Origin of the sequence: Undibacterium sp. 5I1, from assembly GCF_034314085.1 — a bacterium.
Lineage (GTDB): Bacteria > Pseudomonadota > Gammaproteobacteria > Burkholderiales > Burkholderiaceae_D > Undibacterium.
Map to the genome: position 1 here is coordinate 332,803 of NZ_JAVIWI010000001.1, position 25,442 is coordinate 358,244.

At 47.8% G+C, this 25,442-nt stretch carries 17 protein-coding genes and 2 pseudogenes; 10 read left to right on the forward strand and 9 right to left on the reverse strand.

All coding sequences use genetic code 11. The features are described 5' to 3' along the window. Nucleotides 1–22 precede the first annotated feature (22 nt). Nucleotides 23–1,276: a hypothetical protein gene (locus RGU72_RS01415; protein WP_322118048.1), complete on the forward strand. Its 1,254-nt coding sequence runs from the start codon at nt 23–25 to the stop codon at nt 1,274–1,276. 151 nt (nt 1,277–1,427) lie between these two features. On the opposite strand, the gene RGU72_RS01420 is transcribed toward RGU72_RS01415, so the two are convergent. The 3 genes from RGU72_RS01420 to RGU72_RS01430 all read right to left on the reverse strand — a co-directional run bounded on the left by RGU72_RS01420 (nt 1,428) and on the right by RGU72_RS01430 (nt 5,509). Further along, nucleotides 1,428–3,008 (reverse strand): transglycosylase SLT domain-containing protein, encoded by a 1,581-nt coding sequence (locus RGU72_RS01420; RefSeq protein WP_322118049.1) that lies wholly within the window; start codon nt 3,006–3,008, stop codon nt 1,428–1,430. 246 nt (nt 3,009–3,254) lie between these two features. Then, nucleotides 3,255–5,048: an ABC transporter transmembrane domain-containing protein gene (locus tag RGU72_RS01425; RefSeq protein ID WP_322118050.1), complete on the reverse strand. Its 1,794-nt coding sequence runs from the start codon at nt 5,046–5,048 to the stop codon at nt 3,255–3,257. A gap of 194 nt (nt 5,049–5,242) precedes the next feature. Next, complete coding sequence (locus tag RGU72_RS01430) at nt 5,243–5,509, reverse strand: type B 50S ribosomal protein L31 (protein ID WP_262835590.1); 267 nt, start codon at nt 5,507–5,509, stop codon at nt 5,243–5,245. A 211-nt stretch (nt 5,510–5,720) separates the two neighbouring features. Here RGU72_RS01430 and RGU72_RS01435 point away from each other — a divergent pair, with 211 nt between their 5' ends. Beyond that, nucleotides 5,721–6,329 carry a trimeric intracellular cation channel family protein gene (locus RGU72_RS01435; RefSeq protein ID WP_322121521.1) on the forward strand — a complete coding sequence of 203 codons (609 nt, stop codon included), beginning with the start codon at nt 5,721–5,723 and terminating at the stop codon, nt 6,327–6,329. A 45-nt stretch (nt 6,330–6,374) separates the two neighbouring features. On the opposite strand, the gene RGU72_RS01440 is transcribed toward RGU72_RS01435, so the two are convergent. After that, nucleotides 6,375–7,004, reverse strand: a complete 630-nt coding sequence (locus tag RGU72_RS01440; protein ID WP_322118051.1) for a TetR family transcriptional regulator — start codon at nt 7,002–7,004, stop codon at nt 6,375–6,377. Between the two features lie 149 nt (nt 7,005–7,153). Between RGU72_RS01440 and RGU72_RS01445 the strand changes: the two genes are divergently transcribed. Genes RGU72_RS01445 through RGU72_RS01455 form a run of 3 tightly spaced genes read left to right on the forward strand, consistent with a single transcriptional unit; the run spans nt 7,154 to nt 13,213 of the window. Continuing rightward, nucleotides 7,154–8,506: an efflux RND transporter periplasmic adaptor subunit gene (locus tag RGU72_RS01445; protein WP_322118052.1), complete on the forward strand. Its 1,353-nt coding sequence runs from the start codon at nt 7,154–7,156 to the stop codon at nt 8,504–8,506. A gap of 33 nt (nt 8,507–8,539) precedes the next feature. Then, the gene (locus RGU72_RS01450) at nt 8,540–11,695 is read left to right on the forward strand and encodes a multidrug efflux RND transporter permease subunit (RefSeq protein ID WP_322118053.1); all 3,156 of its coding nucleotides are present in this window, start codon (nt 8,540–8,542) and stop codon (nt 11,693–11,695) included. 12 nt (nt 11,696–11,707) lie between these two features. Further along, nucleotides 11,708–13,213 carry an efflux transporter outer membrane subunit gene (locus RGU72_RS01455; RefSeq protein ID WP_322118054.1) on the forward strand — a complete coding sequence of 502 codons (1,506 nt, stop codon included), beginning with the start codon at nt 11,708–11,710 and terminating at the stop codon, nt 13,211–13,213. A 383-nt stretch (nt 13,214–13,596) separates the two neighbouring features. On the opposite strand, the pseudogene RGU72_RS01460 reads toward RGU72_RS01455, so the two are convergent. The 3 genes and pseudogenes from RGU72_RS01460 to RGU72_RS01470 all read right to left on the reverse strand — a co-directional run. Then, nucleotides 13,597–13,951: pseudogene (locus RGU72_RS01460) on the reverse strand (IS6 family transposase); the annotation flags it as partial. A 144-nt stretch (nt 13,952–14,095) separates the two neighbouring features. Continuing rightward, on the reverse strand, nt 14,096–14,437 hold the full coding sequence (locus RGU72_RS01465) for a hypothetical protein (RefSeq protein ID WP_416200091.1): 342 nt from the start codon (nt 14,435–14,437) through the stop codon (nt 14,096–14,098). Nucleotides 14,438–14,591: 154 nt separating this feature from the next. Further along, nucleotides 14,592–15,749 carry a serine hydrolase domain-containing protein gene (locus tag RGU72_RS01470; protein ID WP_322118055.1) on the reverse strand — a complete coding sequence of 386 codons (1,158 nt, stop codon included), beginning with the start codon at nt 15,747–15,749 and terminating at the stop codon, nt 14,592–14,594. Between the two features lie 147 nt (nt 15,750–15,896). Between RGU72_RS01470 and RGU72_RS21350 the strand changes: the two are divergent. From RGU72_RS21350 to RGU72_RS01480, 3 genes and pseudogenes are all read left to right on the forward strand, one after another. Next, nucleotides 15,897–16,142, forward strand: a pseudogene (locus tag RGU72_RS21350) (TolC family protein); the annotation flags it as partial. Nucleotides 16,143–16,228: 86 nt separating this feature from the next. Continuing rightward, nucleotides 16,229–16,402 (forward strand): hypothetical protein, encoded by a 174-nt coding sequence (locus tag RGU72_RS21355; protein ID WP_416200092.1) that lies wholly within the window; start codon nt 16,229–16,231, stop codon nt 16,400–16,402. A 3-nt stretch (nt 16,403–16,405) separates the two neighbouring features. Further along, complete coding sequence (locus RGU72_RS01480; RefSeq protein WP_322118057.1) at nt 16,406–16,579, forward strand: hypothetical protein; 174 nt, start codon at nt 16,406–16,408, stop codon at nt 16,577–16,579. A gap of 449 nt (nt 16,580–17,028) precedes the next feature. On the opposite strand, the gene rho is transcribed toward RGU72_RS01480, so the two are convergent. Then, entirely contained in the window at nt 17,029–18,291 is a 1,263-nt protein-coding gene (gene rho, locus RGU72_RS01485; RefSeq protein WP_322118058.1) for a transcription termination factor Rho, read from the reverse strand. 280 nt (nt 18,292–18,571) lie between these two features. Then, nucleotides 18,572–18,898 carry a thioredoxin TrxA gene (trxA, locus tag RGU72_RS01490; protein WP_322118059.1) on the reverse strand — a complete coding sequence of 109 codons (327 nt, stop codon included), beginning with the start codon at nt 18,896–18,898 and terminating at the stop codon, nt 18,572–18,574. A 327-nt stretch (nt 18,899–19,225) separates the two neighbouring features. Here trxA and RGU72_RS01495 point away from each other — a divergent pair, with 327 nt between their 5' ends. After that, nucleotides 19,226–21,982, forward strand: coding sequence for a PD-(D/E)XK nuclease family protein (locus tag RGU72_RS01495; RefSeq protein ID WP_322118060.1), 2,757 nt, complete (start codon nt 19,226–19,228; stop codon nt 21,980–21,982). Continuing rightward, entirely contained in the window at nt 21,958–25,413 is a 3,456-nt protein-coding gene (locus RGU72_RS01500; RefSeq protein WP_322118061.1) for a UvrD-helicase domain-containing protein, read from the forward strand. The genes RGU72_RS01495 and RGU72_RS01500 overlap by 25 nt, the downstream gene beginning before the upstream one ends. Nucleotides 25,414–25,442: the final 29 nt, after the last annotated feature.

The following is a 25,442-nucleotide window of genomic DNA, read 5'->3' on the forward strand; positions in this document are numbered from 1 at the left end:
TTATTGATTGAGAGATCAAAACATGAAGCAACTTCGATTGTCACGCCTCGCTGTTTTACTTGCTGCGATTGGTTTTTGTGCTGTTCCAGAGCTGACTAATATTGCCGGTAACGTAGCCTATGCTCAAGAGGCCATGCGCCCTGAAATCGGCAAAGCAGTACAAGCTGCTGGTGATTTGTTTAAGGCCAAGAAATACAAAGAAGCACTCGCTAAACTTCACGATACGGATAGCGTAAGCGGTAAAACGATGAATGAAAGTTTTACGATTGAGCGTATGCGTGCTGCGATTGCAAGTGCTGCCGGTGATAATGACACCGTGATTCGCTCTTACGAAACAATTATCGCTGCGAATAAATTACCTGCTGGCGAACAAATTAAATACATACAAGGTCTCGCATCTGCTTATTACAAAGCAGGGAATTATGCTAAGACCGTGCAATGGGTTACTCGTTATTTTTCCGATGGTGGTAACGATCCGGCAATGCGTCCATTCCTGATCCAGTCTCTATACATGAGCGGTGATTATGCCCGCACTATGAAAGAGGTTAAGGCTGATCTTGCATCCGAAGAAAAATCAGGTCGTACTCCAAGTGAAACTAGTCTGCAACTTTATGCTAATGCTGCTTTGAAGCAGAACGACAAAGCCACTTATGTTGCTGCGATTGAAAAGTTATTGGTTTTCTACCCGAAGAAAGATTACTGGCTTGATTTGCTCGGCCGTATTCAAAGTAAGCCTGGTTATTCTGAGCGCTTATCCTTGGATTTAGATCGCTTGAAACTAGCTTTGGGACAAATTACTCGTACCAGTGATTTTATGGAAATGTCTCAATTATCTTTGCAAGCAGGTTATCCGGCAGAAGCGATCAAGATTATTGATCAGGGCTACAAGGCAGGCGCGCTTGGCACAGGTACTGATGCCGCACGTCATCAACGTCTGCGTGATCTGGCCAACAAAAATCTAGCAGAAAGCAAAGCAAATGCCGCAGCGAATGAAGCTGAAGCCAATCAAAGTAAGGATGGTAATGCATCGGTTACGCTTGGTTATGCATACGTCACTGCAGGCCAGTTTGATAAAGGCTTAAGCTTGATCGATCAGGGTATGACTAAAGGTAGTTTGAAGCGTCCTGATGACGCCAAACTCTTGCAAGGTATATCTCTACTGCAAGCTGGTAAAAAAGCGAATGCGATCAAGGTTTTGAAGACAGTGCAAGGTACTGACGGCACTGCTGATCTGGCGCGTTACTGGATTATCTATGCCAATCAATCTGGTAAGTAATTGATTGAACCGACCTGGTAAAATATTAAGGAATTTTCATCTAGTGATTTAGATTCCTTGGTATAAAAAAAGCCCCGAGTTAAACCGGGGTTTTTTTATTTTGAACGATGTATTTTGACTGAGGTATTTTGAGCAATATCGCCAGTGAAAATTAGCTATGCTTTTTACCTGACTTTGCATGCGCAAGTATCGTTTTGGCAGCGCGTGGAGCGACTGTCCTTGCGGTTCTGCTGTTGGTTTTAGTGTTGCGATTATTATGTGCTGATGCTACGTGGTTTGATTTTGTTCTCGCTTGCAGAACTGGCACTTGTATTTGTAGTGTCTGACCGGCACTGACGCTATCCCGCTTCAAATTGTTCCAGCTCTTGATGTCTGCCACACTAACTTTATAGCGCTTAGCAATTGAGTTCAGATTATCTGTTTTACCGACTTTAAAATGCATCTGCCTGGTCGACGGAGTCTTTTCAATGATCAACTGCGCCTTTTCAGCAATCTCCATAGAGATATCCTGATCCGGTGTTTTGCTTGATCTCGGAATGAGCAAAGTTGATCCTGCTTTGACTAACATTTTTGGTGGAATGAAATTAACTTCACGCAGTGTTTCAGCTTTCATCCCCAAACGATTAGCCAAAGATTCTACTCGTTCAGTTTTTCCTACAGTATGAGTAGCCCAGGTAGATAGCGGACCATTCCACTTACTTAAATTTTCTCTGAACAACATCGCATTGTCAGTCGGGAGCAGAATTTTAGTTTTGCTATCGCCAGTAATGACAGGGCGATTGAATTGCGGATTTAACGCTGTAAAATCAACTACAGACATCTCTGCTAATTGCGCGGCTACCCGTACATCAATATCACGAGTTTTTTCTACTGTAACGAAGTAGGGTTGATTTTCTAACTTGGGTAGTTCTATGCCAAATTGTTCTGGATGCCCGATGATATTTTTAACTGCCTGCAATTTTGGCAGATAGTTTTTTGTCTCATTCGGCATCAACGCAGACAAACTTTCAAAGTCAATTGGCAAGCCCATTGCCTGCTGTTTTTTGATCGCCCGTTGAACCGAACCTTCGCCCCAGTTATACGCGGCCAAGGCTAATTGCCAGTCACCAAACATACCGTATAAGCGTTCCAGATACGTTAGGGCAGCGTCAGTAGAATCCAGTACGCCGCGTCGGTCATCCTTAAACATGCTCTGTTTTAGATTGAAATCACGGCCAGTTGCCGCCATAAATTGCCACATACCAGATGCTTTGGCAGTAGAAATTGCCTGAGGATTAAAGGCGGATTCAATAAATGGAAGTAATGCTAGTTCAGTTGGCATACCGCGCTTTTCCAGCTCCTCTACAACGTGATACAAGTAGCGTGAACCGCGCTGCACGGTTCGCTGTATGTATTCAGTACGAGTGCTGTACCAATTAAGCTGATTACTAACTAATTGATTATCCAGATCCGGGATTGCATAACCATTGCGAATCCGATTCCATAAATTGGCTTCTGGCGCTGTCAGTTCAACAGGATTCTCTGCTGCAATTTTATCGGCACTATCTTCTATCGCAACATTAATTGTCGGTGCCACTTCATTGGTACGCAAGACGCCAATCGGCTGAGTGCTTGACTCAGGTACGCTAGTTAATGCGAGTAAATCATTTTCTGTGGCGGAGCTTGGGGACGTAAAGCAAAGCAAGATTGCTGAAGCGAGAATAGGAGAGATGCTGTGTCGGAAACGTTTCATAGGCGGTGTATTGTCTAATCGATCATGATCGACGATGTTGATGGGATCGGGAGAGTGTACGCAAGTGCCAATTCCGACGTCAAGAAAAATGTCACTCTTGTTACAAGATAATTCTGCGATAAAAGGCTTACTTTGTAGTCAGTTGCAGTTACTTAACGCAACTGATTTATGCAGTGACTAACGATAGCTTCTTGAGCCTTAACCAAGCTCATAAAAGCTATTTGAACTTAATAATAAAGCCAATATTTAAGTCGATGTATTGAATTGTAAAGACGCCAGATTGGCGTAAATGCCGCCTTGCGCTACCAAGCTATTATGGGTGCCAGTTTCAACAATATGTCCGTGCTCCATGACGATAATCCGATCAGCTCTTTGTACGGTTGCTAAGCGATGCGCGATGATCAGGGTCGTGCGACCTTGCATCGCTGCTTCCAATGCACCTTGAACCAGGCGCTCTGATTCTGCATCAAGCGCGCTAGTGGCCTCATCCAACAAGAGCAACGGTGGATTTTTAAGTAGCGCCCGTGCAATCGCGATGCGTTGACGTTGACCACCAGACAGGCGCACACCACGCTCACCAAGGAAGGAGTTATAGCCTTCTGGCAGACGTTCAATAAACTCATGCGCCGCCGCCATTTTAGCCGCAGCGATCACTTCTGCATCGCTGGCATCCGCTTTGCCATAGCGTATATTTTCTAATGCATTGGCAGAAAAAATCACCGTATCTTGTGGCACGATACCGATTGCATTGCGTAAATCATGTAAATCTAACTGCCGTATATCCACGCCATCTAATGTGATCTTGCCTTGTTGCGGGTCATAAAAACGCAGCAACAACTGAAATAAAGTAGTTTTGCCTGCGCCAGACGAGCCGACCACGGCGACTGTTTCACCCGGTTTGATATCTAAGGACATATGTCCTATCGACGCCATATTGGGCCGTGACGGATAATGAAACACGATGTCAGTCAACGATAAAGCAGCCCCATTGGCAGCGCGCGGAGGCAGCTTTAATGGATTCGGTGCAGATTGGATTGGTGATTGTGCTGCCATAAGCTCTAGCAAGCGTTCGGTAGCACCGGCGGCGCGTTGTGCTTCGCCCATTACTTCAGACAAAGCGCCGACTGCGCCAGCAACGATGGATGCATACAAGATAAATTGCCCTAGCATGCCACCACTCATTTCACCCCGCATTACGGAGTGCGCTCCCAGCCACAGGACAAATACGATGGCACCGAAGATCAATAAAATTGCGACCATCGTCAGTAACGAACGGGCACGTATTCGACGCATTGCTGTACTAAAAGCATCTTCTACCGAGCTGGAGAAACGCCGCGCCTCAATGGGTTCGTGTGTGAATGCTTGTACAGTCGGCATCGCATTTAAAATTTCACCCGCGACAGCAGAGGCATCCGCAATCCGATCTTGAGAATCGCGGGATAATTTGCGTACTCGCCGGCCAAACAGCACGATCGGGAGCACCGTCGCTGCCAGTGTGACGATGATAATGGATGACAGTTTTGGGCTAGTAATAAACAACATTACCAGACCACCCATAAACAATAATGCATTGCGCAATGCCATAGAAATACTGGTGCCAACAACTGCCTGAATCAATGTCGTGTCGGTCGTCAGGCGGGATAAAACTTCACCTGTCTGCGTTGTCTCAAAAAACTCGGGACTTTGCGTAACTACATGCGAATACACCGCATTGCGGATGTCAGCGGTAACCCGCTCCCCCAACCAGGACACCATATAAAATCGTGCTGCGGTAGCTACACCCAAGACGCAGGCGACCCCAAACAGCGCCAGAAAAGTCGCGTCCACATGTTGGATGCCACGCGTGCCAGTACCGCCAAATCCCAGATCGATCATTTGCCGGAAGGCATAAGGTATCGCCAACGTTGCACAAGCGGCAATGATTAAAGCAATACCCGCCAAAAAAAATTGACGACGATAAGGAGTTAAAAATGGCACTAAGCCTTTGAGTGTCGCAAGACTACTTTTGGATGCGGCGTCGGTATTGGAGGGGATGGTCATAAGAGTTTTATAGTAGCGAAGTGGTGGATTTCGTTAGCTTTCAAGCTTTACACGGGAATGCACCAAGATCAATACTTGTTATATGGAGCTGATAGACATAGATACAAGATTACTACGCTACACCAAATTATCATTAGACATGAAAAAAGGCAGCTTGAGCTGCCTTTTTTATCGATACAACGGATGCAAAAAAATTAGTTTGCAACCGAAGTTTTGGAGCCAACAGTACCGAATTTTTTACGGAATTTGTCAACTCGACCAGCTGTATCAACAATTTTGTGTTTGCCAGTGTAAAAAGGGTGGGATTCTGCAGAAACCTCGATCTTCACCAGTGGATATTCTTTGCCTTCGAATTCCATTTTGTCACGAGTCTGGATAGTAGAACGTGTGACGAATTTGAAATCGTTAGATACATCGTGAAACAAAACTTCACGATAATTTGGATGGATGCCGTCTTTCATGCTTGCCTCAAAAAGTTTTGGTAGCCAATCCCCACTTCGTCGGTCGCCTTGCTTCTTGACCCGATTGTTGATCACTTGCCTGATTTAAAAATACTGATGGCCTAATGCCAGCCCAAGATTATACAATAAAATCATATGTTTGCATCATTCTGTGCAGAGCTTGTATGCATAGATAACAGGAGATATTTTGGCAACATCCATCCATTTGGGCATGAGTACACTACTACATGCGGTAGAGGTCGCTGGCATTGTCGCTTTTGCCGCTTCTGGCTTTGTTGAAGCGAGAAAAAAGAAAATGGATCCGGTAGGAGTTTTCACGGTCGCGTTTATTACCGCTTTCGGCGGAGGAACCTTGCGTGATTTACTACTTGACCGACGTCCCTTGTTTTGGGTCGATCATCAGGAATACGTATTGTTGATTTTTGTGATGAGCTTGATCGCTTTGCCGTTCGGCAGGCATTTGCGACATGCCGTGACGGATAAAGTTATTTTGTATGCCGATGCATTTGGGCTTGGCTTGTTCAGCTTAGGTGGTGCGTCATTGGCGCTAGAAGCAAACATGCCCTTATTTATTTGCACCATGATGGGTGTAATTACCGGCATTTTTGGCGGTGTTCTGAGGGACATCATTTGTAATGAAATACCGATGGTATTCCGGCGCGGACAATTGTATGCCACCTGCGCATTTGCTGGCTGCTGGGTTTATCTACTTCTGACCAATTGGCAGGTCATAGAGACAGTGGCGGTGCTGTCAGGCATTCTGGTCACCTCAATGCTGCGCCTGCTGGCAGTTCGCTACGACTGGAAGTTGCCGAGCTAATTCAGTTTTTTGTGCAAACGGGCACTTAATAAATAATCGTTTAGCTCAGTTTTTTAGCGGTGGTTTAGCTAAGATGCCAGCCAGCATGACGTCAATCATATATTCTGCATGTTTTGCAAGATCATAGGCTTTGGTATCTACTAGCCATTCGTAAATTAATCCGATTGAATAAGAGTGAATCATTTGTACTGCGATCCAGGTGTCGGTTTCTGCCGGTAATTTTTTTTGTGCAATGGCGACTTTAAAAATATCTTCCATTTTGGAAATACATTCGTTACGCGGTTCCTTCTCATGCGCGTAAGAACTCATTTCTGTTCCTTTCTCGCAGCGATGAAATATGATGTTGAACACATTGGTCTGCCTTGGTGAGCTGGCAACCTCTTTTAGCATGTGAACATATAGCTGGCGCAGTGCAGCAAAAGGGTCTTCCGGCGGGGTGCTCGTGATTTCGTTGAGTAATGTTTCTATTGGCAAAAATGCACGATCACACATTGCTTCAAATAAAGCATTTTTATCTTTAAAATGCCAATAAATCGCACCGCGTGTCATACCTGCTTCTTTGGCAACCTCATTGAGCGTCGTATTCGTAACACCTTTTACGCAAAAAACTTGCTCAGCTGCATCGAGCAAAGCATTGCAGGTTTCTTGTGCTTCTTCTTTGGTTTTCCTAGCCATGATGCGTCTCCAGTAGTATTTCCAGGCCTTTAATTCAGCCTTTCCGATAATTTTTTATTACTCGCAGAAAATAATATTTAAAAATATATACAAACATTCGTGAATGTATATAATAGCACACCGCCTTTTCCGTTAATAGAGAAAAATTCATGAGCCCTCCAAATTTACACCTCCCCAAATTCAGTAACGAATTATTAGCAACGCCACCAGCCTGGTCTGGTCGTCTTACACCCTTGTTGCGCATTGCCGCAATTAGCGCACCTTTGTTGGTGTTGGCTGCTTGTGGCAAGACCGGTGGTGGTGGCGCCGGTGGTCCAGGTGGTTCCGGTGGTATGCCACCACCCGAGGTCAGTGTGGTTACAGTACAGCCGACAAATCTGCCGATGGATTTTGAATATGTCGGACAAACAGCAGGCTCGCGCGAAACTGAAGTACGTGCACGAATTTCTGGCATTTTAGAAAACCGTTTATACGAAGAAGGCTCACGCGTCAAAGCGGGCACGGTTCTGTTTCAAATTGATCCGGGTACTTATAAAACGCAACTCGCTTCTGCAGAAGCAGCGGCAGGCGTCAATGAAGCTAAATTGAATCAAGCCAAACGTGAATTTGCGCGCTTAACACCCTTGGCTGCTGAAAAAGCGATTAGTCAAAAAGAATTTGATGATGCGAAATCTTCATTAGAGACTGCCGAAGCCAGCTACAAGCAATCCATGGCGCAGGTGAACGAAGCCAAACTCAATCTGGGCTATACCCGGGTTGTTGCGCCAATTGATGGTGCTACCGGTATCGCCAGCAAATCCAACGGTAGTTTAGTTACGGCCTCCGACAGTTTGCTGACCACGATTGTCCAGACCAATCCGGTCTACGTTAATTTCAGCATCACTGAGGCCGACTACTTAAAACTGAGTCAGGAAGTCAGTGGCGGCAAAATTGCATTGCCTGGCAAACGCGCTACTAACGGTAGTCTGGCGTTTGACGTCAAGGTCAAATTGGCAGACGGATCGATTTTTCCGACGGTAGGCAAGATGAATTTCGCCAGCGAAAAAGTCAATCCAGCGACTGGTGGTTTTGATGCTCGTGCACAAATCCCTAATCCTGACGGTACTTTGCGTCCAGGCCAGTTTGTTCGCGTGATTTTGAACGGCGCCACTCGTACTGCGGCACTCTCAGTACCACAACGTGCGGTGATCGATAGCCCTATGGGCAAAATCGTTTTCACAGTAACGCCAGACAATAAGTTAGCACCACGTCCGGTTGAGCTAGATGGTTGGTCCAACGGTCAGTGGATAGTGACAAAAGGACTGAAGGGTGGCGATCGCGTGTTGGTCGATGGTTTTATCAAAGCCCATGAGCCTGGTATGACCGTTACACCGGTGCCGCTGGCTGCAAAACCCTCTGGAAGCGCAGGATCATCAGCGCCGACGTTAGCACCAACGTCAGCACCAGCCCAAGTTAATACCAAGCCCGCTGCAGAAACTGCCAGTGCTAAAGCTGCTCAATAAGTAGCACCACAAATTTAGGCGCAAGGATTACTCATGTTTTCAAAATTTTTTATTAACCGGCCAATTTTCGCGACGGTATTGTCGTTGATTATTGTGCTGGCTGGCCTGGCCGCGTTGCGGGTCTTGCCAATTTCTCGTTACCCGGAAATTTCTCCGCCGGTAGTCAACGTTACTGCCAATTATCCAGGTGCCTCTGCTGAAGTAGTAGAGCGCACCGTCGCTGCACCGATCGAAGAGCAAATCAACGGCGTAGAGCACATGTTGTACATGAGCTCTACCTCTTCCGCCGACGGTCGTGTTTCTATCGATGTGACTTTTGAAGTCGGTACGGATCTGGATATTGCCGCAGTTAACGTCAACAACCGGGTACGTCAAGCGGACGCTAAGTTGCCGCAAGAAGTACGTCGTCAAGGTGTCACCGTGTCTAAGAGCTCGTCTAACTTCTTAGTGGTTGCAGCTTTGTATTCACCAGACAACCGCTATGACTCTTTGTACTTGTCCAACTACGCAACACAAAACGTTTTAGATGCGTTGAAACGTGTTCCAGGTACCACTAATATTCAAATTTTTGGTGCCAAAGATTATGCGATGCGGATCTGGATGCGTCCTGATCGTATGGCGCAATTAGGCGTTACCGTCAGCGATATTTCTAATGCCGTTGGTGAGCAAAATGCCCAATATGCTGCGGGTAAAGTCGGCGCACCGCCAAACAATACTGAAGAACTGACCATGACAGTAACCGCTAAAGGGCGATTACTGGAGCCGGCTGAGTTTGCCAATATCATCGTTAAAACCGATAAAAGTGGTGCCTCTGTCCGCATCAAAGACGTAGCACGGGTTGAATTAGGCTCCAAAGATTACAACTTAAATGGTCGTGTGAATGGTCATCCATCAGCCAACATTGGTGTCTTTTTGCAGACTGGTGCAAACGCATTGGATACACGCAAAGCTATCGAAGCAACCCTGCAAGATTTGAAGTCTAAATTCCCAGAAGGTATGGAATATGCAACGCCGTATGACACCACACCGTTTGTGACCGAATCCATCGCTGAAGTGTTAAAAACTTTGGGCGAAGCCATGGTACTGGTCTTCATCGTGGTGTATTTGTTCTTGCAAAGCTGGCGTGCAACGATCATTCCAACTCTGGCAGTACCAGTGTCATTAATCGGTACGATGGCAGGTTTGCACTTGCTGGGTTACAGCATCAATACCCTGACTTTGTTCGGTATGGTGCTGGCGATCGGTATCGTTGTCGACGATGCGATTGTGGTGCTGGAGAATGTCGAACGTTTAATGAACGAAGAAGGCATGACACCAAAAGATGCAGCGATTGAAGCGATGCATGAAGTCACTGGTCCAGTTATTGCGATTGTTCTGGTATTGGTTGCAGCGTTTGGTCCGATTGCTTTCCTCGGTGGTTTAGCAGGCGAGTTGTATCGTCAGTTCTCCGTCACGATTTCCATCGCTGTGGTGTTGTCCGGTATTGTTGCCTTGACCTTGACGCCAGCACTCTGCGCGATCTTGTTGAAGCCAGGTGCGGAACAACATAATCGCTTTTTCACCTGGTTTAACGGCGCGTTTTTACGTCTGACTAAGCGCTATACCAACGGTGTTACTTTCTTCTTGCGTCGCTCGGTCTTAGGTGTGATGGTCTTCGGTGGCATGCTGGTTGTGACGGGCGTATTGTGGAAAACCGTACCCGGCGGATTGGTACCGGATGAAGATCAAGGTTACTTTATCGGTGCTGCCATCATGCCTGAAGGTACGTCTTTAGCTCGTACGGATGCCATGGTCAAGCAAGTAGAAGAAATCATGAAAACCAATAAGAACATCGATACCACCTTCGCTTTGGTTGGTCTGGATTTCTTAGGTGGTGGCGGTTTGAAATCTTCTGCGGCAACCATGTTCTTCCCGTTAAAACCTTGGGATGAACGTACTCAGTCGGCACAGCAAATGGTCGGTGAAAGTTTTATGAAAACAGGCCGTATCAAAGAAGGTTTACCACTGTTCTTCAGCCCGCCAGCGATTCAAGGTCTGGGACAAACTGGTGGTTTTGAGTTCTATATGCAAAACAAAGGTGAGGGCGGTGTAGAGCGTCTGGCCAAGCTGTTACCAGCGTTGCTGGCAGAAGCCAATAAGCAGCCTGAACTGGCTGGCGTACAAACTCTGTGGCAAGCTAATTCACCGCAGCTATATGTGGATGTGGATAACGATAAAGCACGCTCGATGGGAGTTGCTCTCTCAGATGTTTACAATACTTTAGCCGCGACCATGGGTAGTTACTATGTCAATGACTTCAACAAAAATGGTCGTACCTACACCGTTCAGTTGCAGGCAGAAGGCCAGTTCCGCGCCAAGCCAGATGATATCGGCAGTATGTATGTGCGCTCTGCTACCGGACAAATGATTCCTGTCCGCGCTTTTACGACCATACGTTTTACGACAGGACCCGATTCGGTACAGCGCTTTAACGCTTTACCATCGATCAAAATCTTGGGTGGTGCTAAGCCAGGCTATAGCTCAGGACAAGCGATTGCTGCGATGGAGCGTGCTGCTAAAACGGTGTTGCCAGTGGATGTTTCCTACGATTGGGGCGGCGCCTCCTTCCAAGAGAAGCGTACTAGCAATGCTGCTGGCATCGCGATTGGTGCCGGTGTCTTGATGATCTTCTTGATTCTGGCCGCGCAATACGAAAAATGGTCACTGCCTTTCTCCGTTTTATTGGCGATGCCGTTTGGTATCTTCGGTGCACTGTTAGCGGTTTATTTGCGTAATTTTAACAACGACGTGTACTTCCAGATTGGTCTGGTGACCTTGCTTGGCTTATCTGCGAAAAATGCGATTTTGATTGTTGAATTTGCAGTGATGAAAGTGCATGAGGGCTATGCCCCGGTTGCTGCGGTATTGGAATCGGCACGCTTACGTTTCCGTCCTATTTTGATGACATCGTTAGCGTTTATCTTGGGCGTGGTACCACTGGCGTTTTCCCACGGTGCTGGTGCGGCGGCGCGTATGTCGCTCGGCACGGGTGTATTGGGCGGCATGCTGGCAGCGACTTTCCTGGCGATCTTCTTTGTACCTTTATTCTTTAAACTGATTAACGATAAGCGGTTTAAAACGACAGAGGAAGATTTCGAGCATCCGGTTCATATTTTGCACAATGCGCCACCTGCTGAACTGAAGAATTAAGAGGAACATGTGATGACATCAACTGTATTTAGATCCACACTCCGATCATCAAGATCAACACCAGCGCCTGCTTTATTGTCTAGCTTACGGCTTTCCGTGATTGCAGCGAGTCTGCTGCTAGCAGGCTGCAGCGCGATCGGACCTGATTATCAGCGGCCAGCATTTGATACGCCAGCAAAGCTCACGAGCGGTGTTACAAGCACTGGAAAAACTAGTGCAACGACCGATTGGCTGAGCTGGTGGAAGTCTTTCCAAGACCCTGTTTTAAACAGTATGCTGGATGAGGCAACTGCCAATAACCAGGATATTTTGCTGGCAGCAGGGCGGGTGGAAGAAGCACGTGCGACCGCAGCCTCAGCCAACTCCAATCGTTATCCTACGGTGGACGCGAATTTATCCGGCACAAAAAGTCGTACCAGTGTCAACTCCGGCAAATTGGTGCCCGGTGCCAATCCGATTGGTACCGATTATCAGATCGGTTTAAGCGCGTCTTATGAGGTGGATTTCTGGGGTAAGCTCAGTCGCGCCGATGAGGCTGCACGTGCCCGTTTGTTATCGCAAGAAGCCAATCGCGGCATGGTGATTAACACCTTGTATTCCAACCTGGCGCAAAATTACTTTGCCTTGCGGGCTTACGATGCACAAGTAGAACTGGCCGAATCGACACTCAAAACTCGTCAGGAAAATCTACGTTTGCAACAAAAACGTTTTTCTTCCGGCTCGATCGGTGAGCTAGATTTACATCAGGCAGAATCTGATACCGCCGCGACAGAGATTAGCTTGCTGCAAGCGAAGCAATCGCTGGCAGTCACAGAGTCTGCCATTGCCGTCTTGTTAGGACGTTCGCCCTCTGCAATTGCCAATCCGGTGATTGCACGAGGCAGTAGCATTGATAGCCTGTATCAGCAAGCGACAGTGCCAGCCGACTTACCATCGGATCTGCTTAACCGCAGGCCAGACATCATCGCTGCTGAACAAACACTGGTTGCTGCCAACGCTGATATCGGTCAAGCCAAGGCGCAGTATTTCCCAAGCCTGAAGCTGACCACTGGCTATGGCGACGAGTCGCGTGGCTTTAAGGATTTATTTAATCCAGCTTCTTTGCTGTGGAATATTGGAGCGAATATTGCACAACCAATCTTCCGCGCCGGCGCGATTGGCGCGCTGGTGTTCGGTGCCGAAGCGCGCAAAACGCAAGTCTTGGCGCAATATGTACAAAGTGTGCAAGGGGCGTTCCGCGATGTGCATGATGCGTTGGTCAACACGGCTGCCAATGAGCAAATTTACGCAGCTGGCAATCGTCGCGTCACCGCTTTAAAAGATTCATTGCGTCTGGCCGACTTGCGCTACAAAAACGGTTACAGCAGCTATCTTGATGTGCTCAGTGCTCAACGCGATTTGTTGCAAGCGCAATCGACTTTGATCGACACCCAGCGGGCTCATCTGGCTGCTGTTGTCAGTATCTATAAAGCTGTCGGTGGTGGTTGGGATAAGTCAGAGAAAATCGCAGCTAAGTAAATACGTAATTGGTAAAAAATGGGGGGTATATGGTAAAAATACCCTTCATGTCCATATATTTATTGGACATTAAAATATACAGTAGTGAGTATATTTTATGTTATCAAGCTTTCCCTTGGAGATGTGAGGTGTTGTTTGGAGCCCATTCAGACGACGCTCCATCTCTTTTTTTGTTTTTACGCTGGGATAGATTTTTCCGGTATTGCCAACTTGCTGAACGGAGACGGGGAGTTGTACAATTTCAGGCGAACTTGCATTTGCCTGGGTAACACGGTGTCACGGATTAGTTTTTTTTGCTACGTTGGTGACCTCATTCCATACAGAAAATGCCTGCCTACGCATGTGTCGGTACTGCTCCGCTGTCATACGGTTTCGCTGACACCGGAAGACATTGTTGATCGGGCCATGAGCCGATAAAAAGCGCTGAGCATGGCCCGATGATGTGAAGCGCCGCATCTGTCGTTCTCGTTGCCGCGTAGGTTGGTGCGAGAGTTCTGCACGGTTATTGAGGCCTTTGTGCTGGCGATGCTCGACACCCGGCATGATGTGCGTCTTCGCCGCGACATAACTCTTGAGCTTGTCGGTGATTAGCACTCGTGGTGGGTAACGTAAGCCCTTGAGAAGCTTGCAGAAAAAACGTTTTGCCGCTTGTCGGTTGCGCCGACTCTGCAACAAAATATCGAGCACATGTCCGGTCTGATCGACCGCACGCCACAGGTAATGGTGCTTGCCCTTAATCCCAGATTTTCCATTAGACCGCTACCACTTCGCAGAAACGCAGACGGCGTGCGGTCTTCAGAGGTATAGCACGACCGCGATTTGAGTGCGAGCGCTACAGCGACAATTACACCTTTGGCGAACTGCTTGGCGTTGTTGCTCCTCCTAGCAAGATGCAGCTTGCGTCGTCGTCGCGTCTAGCCAGTCAGTCCGACAAAGGCACACTTGTCTCTGTTCCAATGGAAAATCTGGGTTAATTGTTAGCACCACCTCGTCGAGATGCCATTTGTCTCCACGTTGCGGTTGACGCCGGCGAAGCTCATTGGCATAGCATTGGCCGAACATCGTCCATTGGCGGATCGTCTCATACGTGACGATGATGCCACGGCTGGCCATTAGTTCTTCTATGTCGCGAAAACTCAGCGCGAACCGGAAGTAGAGCCACACGACATGGCTGATGATTTCTGCTGGGTAGCAGAAGCCGCAATAGAGCAAAGATTTTTTCATCTCGCCACCTTACAATATCGCCCCGCCGCCCGTAAGTTGACAGTATCTACAAAATATATGAAGAATGAACGCTCGTAAAATAGACGAACCGCCTGCGAGATTGCAAGAAGTTTCGTTCTTGATTTGTCGTTCAAATGGTGCGTTGTAACGCACCCTACTCAAGCCCCACCACATTCTCCAGTACCGCCGCAATTCGCCCTGCCAGCGGCAACACACCGGGTTCATAATTTGACAGCACGACCACGGTATAACCAGCATCGAGATACATATCAAGATTACTGGAAATGCCGGGGAACTGCCCGCTGTGGCCCACGATTTTACCCAGCTTGCCCGAGCGTAATTCGAAGCCATATCCATAGCTGCCCTTGTCTGCACGGCCTGCGGTCTGGTCTTGCCAGAATAACTGGCGCGTTGCTGGCTTGAGCAACTTGCCAGTCTGAAGTGCATCCGCAAAGCGCAGCAGGTCTGGTGCGTTTGAGTAGCCTATGCCATAAGGGCCGCCGCGTACTGGTATCAGGACGGTGTTTTCTTTCCTGCTGGCTGTCGCACCTCGCGTGCTGATGTAGCCGGTGGCGAGGTTTTCTGTTCCCTCATCCCTGATATAGTTATCGGTACTATTCATGCCTGTCGCCAGAAACACATGCTGGCGTACATAGTCAAAATAATCTTGTCCCGAGACTTTTTCTATGATGACACCGAGGAAAAACATACCCATATTGCTGTACAAATAATTGCTGCCGGGCGCAAACTCCAGTGCCGCATCGCGTATAAATGGCTTGTAGTCAGCCAAGTTTCGCATGGCGGCCATCTGCATATACGGACCGTTGGTAAACTTGTTGGTAAAAATATTTCCCAGCCCAGATGTGTGCGACAGCAACTGGCCGATGGTGATTTTTTTCGCCACCTCAGGTGACAACCAGCTGGCATCCACATATTTGCTGACCGGGTCTGCATAGGACAAACGCCCCGCATCCGCTAGCTGGCCTATGGCAACCGCCGTAAACATCTTGCCGACCGAGGCGACATTGAAGATGGTATCCATCGTATTCGCCACATGATAACGCTTGCTGGCTTCACCACATGCTGCTTCGCTGATGACATGATTGCCCCTGGCGACGACATACACACCTGAAAATTCATCCTTGCTACAGACTGTGCTGAATAAGGCTTGCAACTTGTCTTTCAGTGCAGCTTCCACAGCGGGCGACAGAGCCGTGTTTTTATCTGTAATTGCATACGCAGCGGTTTGTCCGGCAACCTGGGATGACAATATCAAACTCAGTATGGCTGGCAGTGCATGGTATGGACGCATTAGTTTTCTTTTCGGGTGCATGGATGAGAAGCGGTAAAAATTTTGTTGACAGCTTTTGTTGACTGTAATTCATGACGTTGTCGATTTTATATGAGTATGCGGTATTGTCAACTTACGGGCGGTGGAGAAATTTTGTAAAGTAGCGTGATGAAAAAATCTTTGCTCTATTGCGGCTTCCGCTATCCGGCAGAAATCATTAGTCATGTCGTGTGGCTCTGCTTTCGGTTTGCGCTGAGTTTTCGCGACATAGAAGATCTGCTGGCCAGCCGTGGCGTCATCGCCGCTGAACAAACGCTGGCCGCTGCCAATGCTGACATCGGTCAGGCCAAGGCGCAGTATTTTCCAAGCCTGAAGCTGACTACCGGTTATGGCGATGAGTCGCGTAGTTTTAAGGACTTGTTTGATCCGGCGTCTTTATTGTGGATGTGGGCGCTGGCATTACACAACCAATCTTCCGCGCCCTCGCGATTGGCGCGCTGGTGTCCGGTGCCAAAGCGCGCAAAACGCAAGCCTTGGCACAATATGTACAAAGTGTGCAAGGCGCGTTCCGCGACGTGCATGATGCGCTGGTCAACACGGCTGCTAATGAGCAAATTTATGCGGCAGGTAGTCGTCGTGTCACAGCGTTAAAAAGACTCACTGCGTATAGCTGACTTGTGTTACAAAAACGGTACAGCAGCTATCTCTATGTACTCAGCGCGCAGCTTGATTTACAGCAAGCCCAATCGACTTTGACTGATACTCAGCGGGCACATCTGGCTGCTGTTGTCAGCATCTACAAAGCCGTCGGCGGTGGTTGGGATAAGTCAGAGAAACTCGCTGCTAAGTAACCGTTTAATTAAAATAAGGGGGGTATACGCCGAAAATACCCTTAATGTCCATAGGTTATTTGGACGTTAAAATATACTGTAGTGAGTATATTTAACCCAGAATTTCCATTGGTACAGCGACAAGTGTGCCTTTGGCGGATTGAATGGCTAGACGCGACGACGACGCAATCTGCCTCTTGCCAGGAGGAGCGACAACGTCAGGCAGTTCGCCAAAGGCACAATTGTCTCTGTAGCGCTCCCACTCGAATCGCGGTGGTGCTATCCCTCCGAAGACCGCATGTCGTCTGCTTTTTTTGCGAAGTGATAGCGGTCTAATGGAAAATCTGGGTTTACAGGTCGAATCAATCAGTTTCGCCTTTTAAAGGTGCGGTGCTAACCTGAATCACAAAATGAAAAAGCCATCCTTTAAGATGGCTTTTTTTAACTGAGATTCAAATTGAGACTAAGACTTAATTCCCACGACGCATCATTTCAAAAAACTCTGCATTGTTCTTAGTTGCCTTCATTTTGTCGAGGATGAATTCCATCGCTTCGATTTCGTCCATGCTATATAGCAACTTGCGCAAAATCCAGATTTTTTGCAATTGATCAGGTTTGATGAGTAACTCTTCACGGCGCGTGCCGGACTTGTTCAAATTGATCGCAGGGTAAGTACGTTTCTCAGCCAGACGGCGTTCGAGATGCACTTCCATGTTGCCGGTACCTTTAAATTCTTCATAGATCACATCATCCATGCGGCTACCAGTTTCGATCAGTGCAGTAGCGATAATGGTCAGTGAGCCACCTTCCTCTACGTTACGTGCAGCGCCGAAGAAGCGCTTCGGACGTTGCAGCGCATTTGCATCAACACCACCTGTCAATACCTTACCAGAGGCCGGAATGACAGTATTGTAAGCACGTGCCAGACGGGTGATCGAGTCGAGCAGAATGACCACGTCCTTTTTCATTTCGACTAGGCGCTTGGCTTTTTCCAGCACCATCTCAGCGACTTGTACGTGACGGGTAGCTGGTTCATCAAACGTCGATGCAACAACTTCACCGCGTACGGAGCGTTGCATCTCAGTCACTTCTTCCGGGCGTTCGTCAATCAGCAAGACGATCATCGTAACGTCTGGATGATTGGTGGTAATGGCATGCGCAATATGTTGCAGCATGACGGATTTACCGGATTTAGGTGACGCTACTAATAAGCCGCGCTGGCCTTTGCCGATAGGGGCGATCAGATCAATGATACGGCCAGTGGTGTTTTCTTCACCACGCATATCACGTTCTAATTGCAAGACTTTGTTTGGATGCAGCGGTGTTAAGTTTTCAAACAGAATACGGTGTTTGGAGGCTTCTGGCGCTTCGCCATTGACCTTGTCCACTTTGACCAGGGCGAAATAACGTTCGCCATCTTTTGGTGTGCGGACTTCACCCTCAATCGAATCGCCTGTGTGCAGGTTGAATCGTCGGATCTGTGAAGGAGAGATATAAATATCGTCGGTAGATGCCATGTAACTGGCATCGGGCGAGCGCAAGAAGCCAAAGCCGTCTGGCAATACTTCTAAGGCGCCATCGCCAAAAATTTGTTCGCCGGATTTGGCGCGTTTTTTCAGGATTGCGAACATAAGTTCTTGTTTGCGCATCCGTGCTGCGTTGTCAATGTCTAAACCGATGGCCATTTCTAGCAAGGCTGAGACGTGTAACGCCTTTAATTCTGATAAGTGCATGTTGAGTGTCCCGGGATGGGATAAGTAGGTGGGGGAGTGAACAGAGGTGAACTACAGGATGGTGTTTTTAGGATTTCTGCTATTTTTTGCCGCTTCTCATTATTTTTTTGAGAACGAACAAAAAATTGATTGTCGATTTGGTTTTTTAAATATCTTTTTAAAGCGCGTTTTTATAAAAACGTTTTTAAATCTAAATGAACGACGCCTTAACGCCGCTCATCTTTTTATAGCTGTGCATTTTACCTTACTTATCTAAGAATATTCTGTAACTTAAACTATCTTAAATATTGCTGTCGATAAATGCAGTCAATTGACCTTTTGCTAATGCGCCGACTTTTTGTGCTGCAGCAGCGCCATCTTTGAACAAAATCAAAGTAGGAATGCCACGAATACCAAATTTAGCTGGAACAGCTTGATTTGCATCGACATCCATTTTTGCAATGATGATCTTACCATCGTATTCTTTTGCTACTTCTTCCAGAATCGGGGCGATCATTTTGCATGGACCGCACCATTCAGCCCAAAAATCGACTAAAACTGGTTTGTCAGATTTCAACACGTCTGCTTCAAAAGAAGCATCGCTTACATATTTGATGTTTTCGCTCATGGAATCCTCATTCGAGGGAAAAATTAAAGGGGGTACAGCGCCACAGAAATAATAACTGAAATCGACTGGTAGGATCTTTGATCTACATCATCGATGATGACGCTTCCGGTAGAACAATTAATATCTGGAGGCGATCTGCACAAATTCAATGCTTTTGAACGGTGCAACACTGGATTCAGTGATGTCTAGTGGCAAACTACGCGTCAAATAATAACCTATTTTTTATAAAAGTGGGATCAAGCTCTGAAATTGCGTAGTCTGTCGCATAAAATGCGCTTATCTAAAGCTTGTCATTTACTAAAAAATCACGAAAATTCTTGAAACTCCATGCGATCTTCCACTGAGCTTATTGCGGCATCCGGCAACTTCTGGCAACAAGCTGCGCATCGCTTTGTACTTGATGTTGTGTCGCCAGCCTGGCCGCTGACATCGGCTAATGATTATTCTGCTGTGCGTGTTGTGGTGCCGACTTTTGAACATGCGCAATTATTTTTAAAAGCACTGGCACACGAGCTGCAGATTAATTTTATTCCACCTCGCATACAAACTATGTTTGCCTGGGTGGAGATGTTGCCGCCACAAACCCATAAAAGAGTCAGCGCACCGAGCGAGCGTCTGATGAGTTTGTATGCCGAGTTGAGGCAGCATGCCTGGCTAAAAAAATTATTTACTGCCAGACGCAATACGGACTTGCTGCCCCTGGCGCAGACTTTATTAAACTTATCGGATGAGCTGACGCAGGCCTTGTTAGCTTCCGTACTAGATGACAGAGAGCAAACGGCACAGCGCTGGCATACTGCCTTGGCACAGTTGCCGCAGCCAACGCAGAAAATCTTATCGGAAGAAGCGCAACTGGTCTGGACTATTTGGCAAAGTCAGTTGGATGAACATGACGCCATCGGACAAACGCATCAGCAATGGCTGCGTATTGCGCAGCAAGCGCAGGAACCTTTAGTCTGGATCAGCCCAACTGCACCGAACGCACTGGAGCAAGCGTTTTTAGATGTGTATTCTAAAAAGAAAAAACTCTTAATGATCTTGCTGGATTGGCGCGTCACATCCATTACGCAGCCATACGCATCTGCCTGGCCGAATTTATTTGAAGATGTTAACAGCGGCCCGCAGCAATTTACCCTGGATCAGGCCGACGTATCGCATATTCGCTTATGTGAGGCGAGTTCGCTTGAAGACGAGGCGCAGCAAGGCGCGCAGACTATTATTGATTGGTTACAGGCGGGTCGTCAGAGCATTGCAGTGATCGCACAAGACCGTGTGGTGGCGCGTCGTATTCGGGCCTTATTAGAAAGAGCACAGGTATTTGTTGCAGATGAAACTGGCTGGAAACTCTCGACGACCCGCGCTGCTGCCGCGATTGCCGCTTGGTTTGAGGTGGTTGCCACACGTGCCGATACGATGGCATTGCTGGATCTGTTGAAGTCGCCTTACTTACCTGGCGGCCTGTCTGGTGCATCTGCAAAAGACGCCGCTCGGACCGATGCGGTGATTGAAATGAATGCGAAGGCCGATGCGGTGATGCATATCGAACTGGCCTTGCGTCGCGCTAACGTTCTCGGTGGTTGGGAGGCGATTTTATCCACGCTGGATAGTAAGCCCGACGAGCGCAAATGGATCGCAGCGCTTGCGCGTCAGGCAGCAGGATTCAGCGGACGTAAAAGTATCTCTGATTGGAGTCGGGCAAGCATACAGATGCTTTACGAGTCAGGCATGCATCCGCAGTTGCAAGCCGACAGTGCAGGCTCACAAATTATTCAGTTATTGCAAGCGTTGACGGAGGATTGTCAGCAGATGGAGGCAACGTTCTCCTTTTCGGAGTGGCGTGCCTTTATTAATTTACAGCTGGAAAATGCACCTTATATCACCGCCAGAATAGATAAGCGCGTATTTATGTTGCCGTTGAATGGTGCTCGCTTGCGACGATTTGATGCGGTGTTGCTGGTTGGTGCAGATGCCGCACATTTGCCATCGCAAGCACAGGAAGTTTTGTTTTTTACCAATGCGGTCAGACGCGAATGTGGTTTGACGACCCGTGAGCAAAGGCAGCAACAACAGCTCAGAGACTTTACCGAGTTATTGCTATCCAATCCAGAAGTGGTTTTGTCATGGCAAGGTCAGCAGCAAGGGGAGCATAATCCTGTGAGTCCTTGGCTGGCGCAATTGAATCTGGCGCTGGAGCGCAATGGCAGCAAGGCGCTTCTCAAACATCATCCGATGTTGTCGACTGTGAATCTGCAATCAGAAACCCTACAACAACCACGCCCAGTCGCCGCTATATTAGCGCCAACTACCTTGTCCTCCAGCGGATATAGCAGCTTGCTCGCATGTCCTTATCAGTTTTTTGCCCGACGGATGTTGCGGCTGGATGCGCTGGATGAATTGTCAGACATGCCCGAAAAACGTGACTACGGCGATTGGTTGCACGCGATTCTTAAAACTTACCACGATCAATTATCGGGGCATCAGCCGGAAGACAGAATCCAATTGCTGAGAGATATTTCTACCCAACGTTTTGACGATATTTTAAAGCGCAGTCCTGCAGCCTTGGGATATAGCGTGCGCTGGAATAAAGTGATACCTGAATATGTCGCCTGGGCTAATCAGCGCGAGGCAGATGGCTGGCAATTTGAAATCGGTGAGGATTGGCGCGAGCGTACTTTGATCTGGTCCGACCAAGGTGAAAACGCGAACATCGTTTTGCGGGGAAGGATAGATAGGATTGATAAAAACCAAGACGGTGAACATGCGGTCTTGGATTACAAAACTAAAACACAAACCGCATTAATGAAACGTTTAAAAGAAGGCGAGGATCAGCAATTACCCTTTTATGGTTTGCTGGCAAATCAGACTGTTGCTGCTGCAAGCTATGTTGCTTTGGAATTAGACAAAGGCAAAATTGGTGCCGCCACCGCCGATAATTTTAGCGACTGGACGAATGTATTGGAAGTGGATATCAAAAGTAATATGCAGGCAATCAGAGATAACACACCACTGCCAGCACAAGGTACAGAATCGGTCTGCCAGTATTGCGAAATGCGTGGACTATGCCGCAAGGGAGCATGGTCATGATGTTATCGCCGATCTTGTCCCCGTTGTTATCCCCACTATTATCACCTTCGTCGTCCCATTCTTCACCAAACGACGATGTTCAAGCCTATGAAATTAACGGACATGGCAGCGACACTGTAAGCTTCACTGCCACCGCATGTAATCCACAATTGTCAGTAGTAGTTGAGGCTTGTGCTGGTAGTGGCAAGACATGGTTACTCGTAGCGCGTATGTTGCGCCTGTTGCTGGCTGGCGCTGAGCCGGGTGAGTTATTGGCGATTACCTTTACCCGCAAAGCTGCGCAAGAAATGCGTGAGCGCCTGATGGCACTGTTACGCGAGTTAGCCTTAGTTGATGAGACTGCGGCTATTCAATTGTTGACAGAACGTGGGATACAGCAAAACGATATTCCCTCAATGTTGCCTAAAGCGCGACGTCTTTACGATAAGATTTTATCCAGCCCGCAAGTGTTAGCGATGGACACTTTTCATAGCTGGTTTGGACGCCTGATCCAGTTAGCACCGCTGGCCTCAGGCGTGCCCCATGGCTTTAGTTTGCTAGAGGCAACTGCTGACTTGCAAAGAGAAGCTTATGCGCAGCTGATGCAATCCCTGACTGATGCCGAGAATCAGGATGTGCGTCATGCCTTATTACTCTTGTACGAAGAGTTAGGTGATTTCAACACCAAAAAAATGCTGGATGCATTTTTAGATAAACGTGCGGAATGGTGGGCATCCAATCAACATGGGCTTGAAGGCGATCCCTTGGATTGGCTGCGCGAGATTTGTGGCGCTGATGCAGAGGTCGATCCACGATTGGCCTTGTGGGATGATCAAGAACTATGTCAGCGTATTAATGCAATCGCATTATGTTTAGGGCAGGGTACCGCGACCAATCAAAAGCGTGCAACTGCGATAGAAACTGCTATGAGCACAGGTACGAACTTAGACAGCTTTGATGCCTTATGCCATGAGTTTTTTGGTACTGATGGCAAAAATAGATCCAATACAAAAACAAAAAATTTACTCATCGCAATCGAAAAATGGCTAGGTGCAGATAGTGTTGCCAGCTTTGATGATGAGTGTACTGTCATTGCAGAAACGCTTAAATTATTGCGTCGGCGTAGCGGTGAAAAAATGGTGCTCACCATTAATCAGGCCTTGTTTAAAGTCGGTGCAGCTTATCTGGAGTGCTATCAATCTTTGAAATCGGATCAGAGAGTATTTGACTTTGCCGATTTGGAATGGCAAGCCTACAGGCTTCTAAGTAACGAGGAATACGCAGCATATTTACATAGCCGGCTAGATGCGCGTTACAAGCATATTTTGCTGGACGAATTTCAGGATACCAATCCTTTACAGTGGGGCATCGTCCAAGCGTGGCTAGATGCCTATGGCAACGACGTGGCGCGGCCAACCGTCTTCATTGTTGGTGATCCTAAGCAGTCAATTTACCGTTTTCGCCGTGCAGAACCACGCGTGTTCTCTGCTGCAAGACAAATGTTGGCGCAGCATGGCGCACAACTGCTACGCACCAATCAGACTCGCAGAAATGCGCCCGAGATTGTGTCTGTCTTGAATGACAGCATGCGTCAAAATAAAATCTATCTGCCACAAACCAGCGCCTCTACAGCGATGGGTGAAGTATGGCGTTTACCCTTAATCAGTGCATCGATTAGTACGATGAATCAAGGTAAAGAAGATTCTGATATTAGCGGCGAGACTCAATCTTCAAACCGTACTTTACGTAATCCCTTCACCACGCCAATGATTGAAGAAGAGGATAGTCGTCGCATGGAGGAGGGACGTCAGGTCGCACAAGCTCTGCTATTGGCGCGGCAGCAACTGGGGAACTTACCTTGGTCAGAAGTCATGTTATTGGTCAGGCGCCGTACTCATCTGGCTGCGTATGAAAATGCTCTGCGTGAACTTGGTATTCCGTTTGTATCCAGCAGGCGAGGTGGTTTGCTGGAAGCCTTGGAAGTTGCAGATCTGATCGCTTTATTAGGATTTTTGATGACGCCGGGCGATAACCGTGCGTTGGCACATGTGCTGAAGTCGCCGATTTTTTCTGCGACTGACGACAACCTGATCACGTTAGCGCAGCGATCAGAAGCGTCGTGGTGGAAGCGTTTGCAAGCTAGTGCATTATCAGCATCAGCATCGGTGGTAGCGCAGGAAGTTTTTGTCCGGGCAGCACGGTTATTGCAAGACTGGATGCAAGCGGCACATGATTTGCCCGTACATGATTTGCTTGACCGGATTTTGCATCAGGGCGAATTGCTGTCGCGCTACGCACAGCTTGCTAGTCCGGCGGAGCGACATCAAGTCATAGGGAATATTCACGCCTTTTTAGAACTGGCGCTCAACATGGACGCGGGGCGCTATCCTAGCTTGCCTAAGTTTATTGCGGCCCTCAATGTGTTTAGAAATGGAGGGGAAGGCGATGCGCCTGATGAGTCGGCAGTAGATGATGCAGCCGACGCAGTAAGAATATTAACCATCCATAGTGCCAAAGGGCTAGAGGCATCAGTCGTTGTTGTACTCGATGCTAACCATAGCGAATCCGCCAAAGATCAGGTCGGCATCTTATGCCAATGGCCATTACAAGAAGGCGATGCCAGACATTTTTCTGTCTTCGGACGCAAGGATCAGCGTGGTGCAGCGCGGGATGCATTGTTCGCGCAAGAGGAGGCGCAAGCCGCACAAGAGAACTGGAACTTGCTTTACGTCGCCGCCACTCGCGCTAAAAATTTATTGATACTCAGTGGTATTGCTAGCGACAAAAAAACGAAGAGCGCCGTGATCGATGAAGGCGGGGATGTCATCATCGGCTTGATTCAAGATAGTTGGTATGATCGGCTGCAACAAGTAGGCCAAGTGAATGTGCCGGTCAACGCTGCATTAGTGCAGCAATCGCAAGGCGAATTTAGTTTGCAAGTATTTAATCCGCCCAATCTGACTTTGCCCCAAGCCGAGAGTGAACCAGTCCCAAGTGACGCGCAGCTGGAGGGCATTGCACTACATGCCTTATTAGAGCGATTGACCAATCAGGTACAAGCATGGCCTGTCGTTGTTCCCGAGGCGGAGGCGATTGCTGCCTGGCTGCCTTGTGCTAGTAGTATCGCGGCCACCATACGTCAGCAAGCTTTAGCAATATTGAGTCAGGCGACGCTGGAAAAATACTTTAATCCTGCCCATTTTGTGTATGCCCGCAATGAGATGGATGTTTTGTTCCAGCAACAACTTTTACGTCTGGACCGAATGGTCGTTTTTAAAGACGAAATATGGATTCTCGATTACAAGCGGGCTTTGTTAGAATCTGAGCGGCTAGACTACCAGACCCAATTACAAACCTACGCTGATGCGCTGCGCGAGTTGCATAAGGATAAAAAAATTAAAGCGGCCTTGATATTAAGTGACGGTGCTCTGGTAGAAAATGCTATAAAGTGACGTTTCAATTTATAATTTAGTTGGTATTG

Bases quoted from the DNA above. Each gene is read 5' to 3' on its own strand.
- RGU72_RS01415 (WP_322118048.1), top strand. From the start codon at position 23: ATGAAGCAACTTCGATTGTCACGCCTCGCTGTTTTACTTGCTGCGATT.
- RGU72_RS01420 (WP_322118049.1), bottom strand. From the start codon at position 3,008: ATGAAACGTTTCCGACACAGCATCTCTCCTATTCTCGCTTCAGCAATC.
- RGU72_RS01425 (WP_322118050.1), bottom strand. From the start codon at position 5,048: ATGACCATCCCCTCCAATACCGACGCCGCATCCAAAAGTAGTCTTGCG.
- RGU72_RS01430 (WP_262835590.1), bottom strand. From the start codon at position 5,509: ATGAAAGACGGCATCCATCCAAATTATCGTGAAGTTTTGTTTCACGAT.
- RGU72_RS01435 (WP_322121521.1), top strand. From the start codon at position 5,721: ATGAGTACACTACTACATGCGGTAGAGGTCGCTGGCATTGTCGCTTTT.
- RGU72_RS01440 (WP_322118051.1), bottom strand. From the start codon at position 7,004: ATGGCTAGGAAAACCAAAGAAGAAGCACAAGAAACCTGCAATGCTTTG.
- RGU72_RS01445 (WP_322118052.1), top strand. From the start codon at position 7,154: ATGAGCCCTCCAAATTTACACCTCCCCAAATTCAGTAACGAATTATTA.
- RGU72_RS01450 (WP_322118053.1), top strand. From the start codon at position 8,540: ATGTTTTCAAAATTTTTTATTAACCGGCCAATTTTCGCGACGGTATTG.
- RGU72_RS01455 (WP_322118054.1), top strand. From the start codon at position 11,708: ATGACATCAACTGTATTTAGATCCACACTCCGATCATCAAGATCAACA.
- RGU72_RS01465 (WP_416200091.1), bottom strand. From the start codon at position 14,437: ATGAAAAAATCTTTGCTCTATTGCGGCTTCTGCTACCCAGCAGAAATC.
- RGU72_RS01470 (WP_322118055.1), bottom strand. From the start codon at position 15,749: ATGCGTCCATACCATGCACTGCCAGCCATACTGAGTTTGATATTGTCA.
- rho (WP_322118058.1), bottom strand. From the start codon at position 18,291: ATGCACTTATCAGAATTAAAGGCGTTACACGTCTCAGCCTTGCTAGAA.
- trxA (WP_322118059.1), bottom strand. From the start codon at position 18,898: ATGAGCGAAAACATCAAATATGTAAGCGATGCTTCTTTTGAAGCAGAC.
- RGU72_RS01495 (WP_322118060.1), top strand. From the start codon at position 19,226: ATGCGATCTTCCACTGAGCTTATTGCGGCATCCGGCAACTTCTGGCAA.
- RGU72_RS01500 (WP_322118061.1), top strand. From the start codon at position 21,958: ATGCCGCAAGGGAGCATGGTCATGATGTTATCGCCGATCTTGTCCCCG.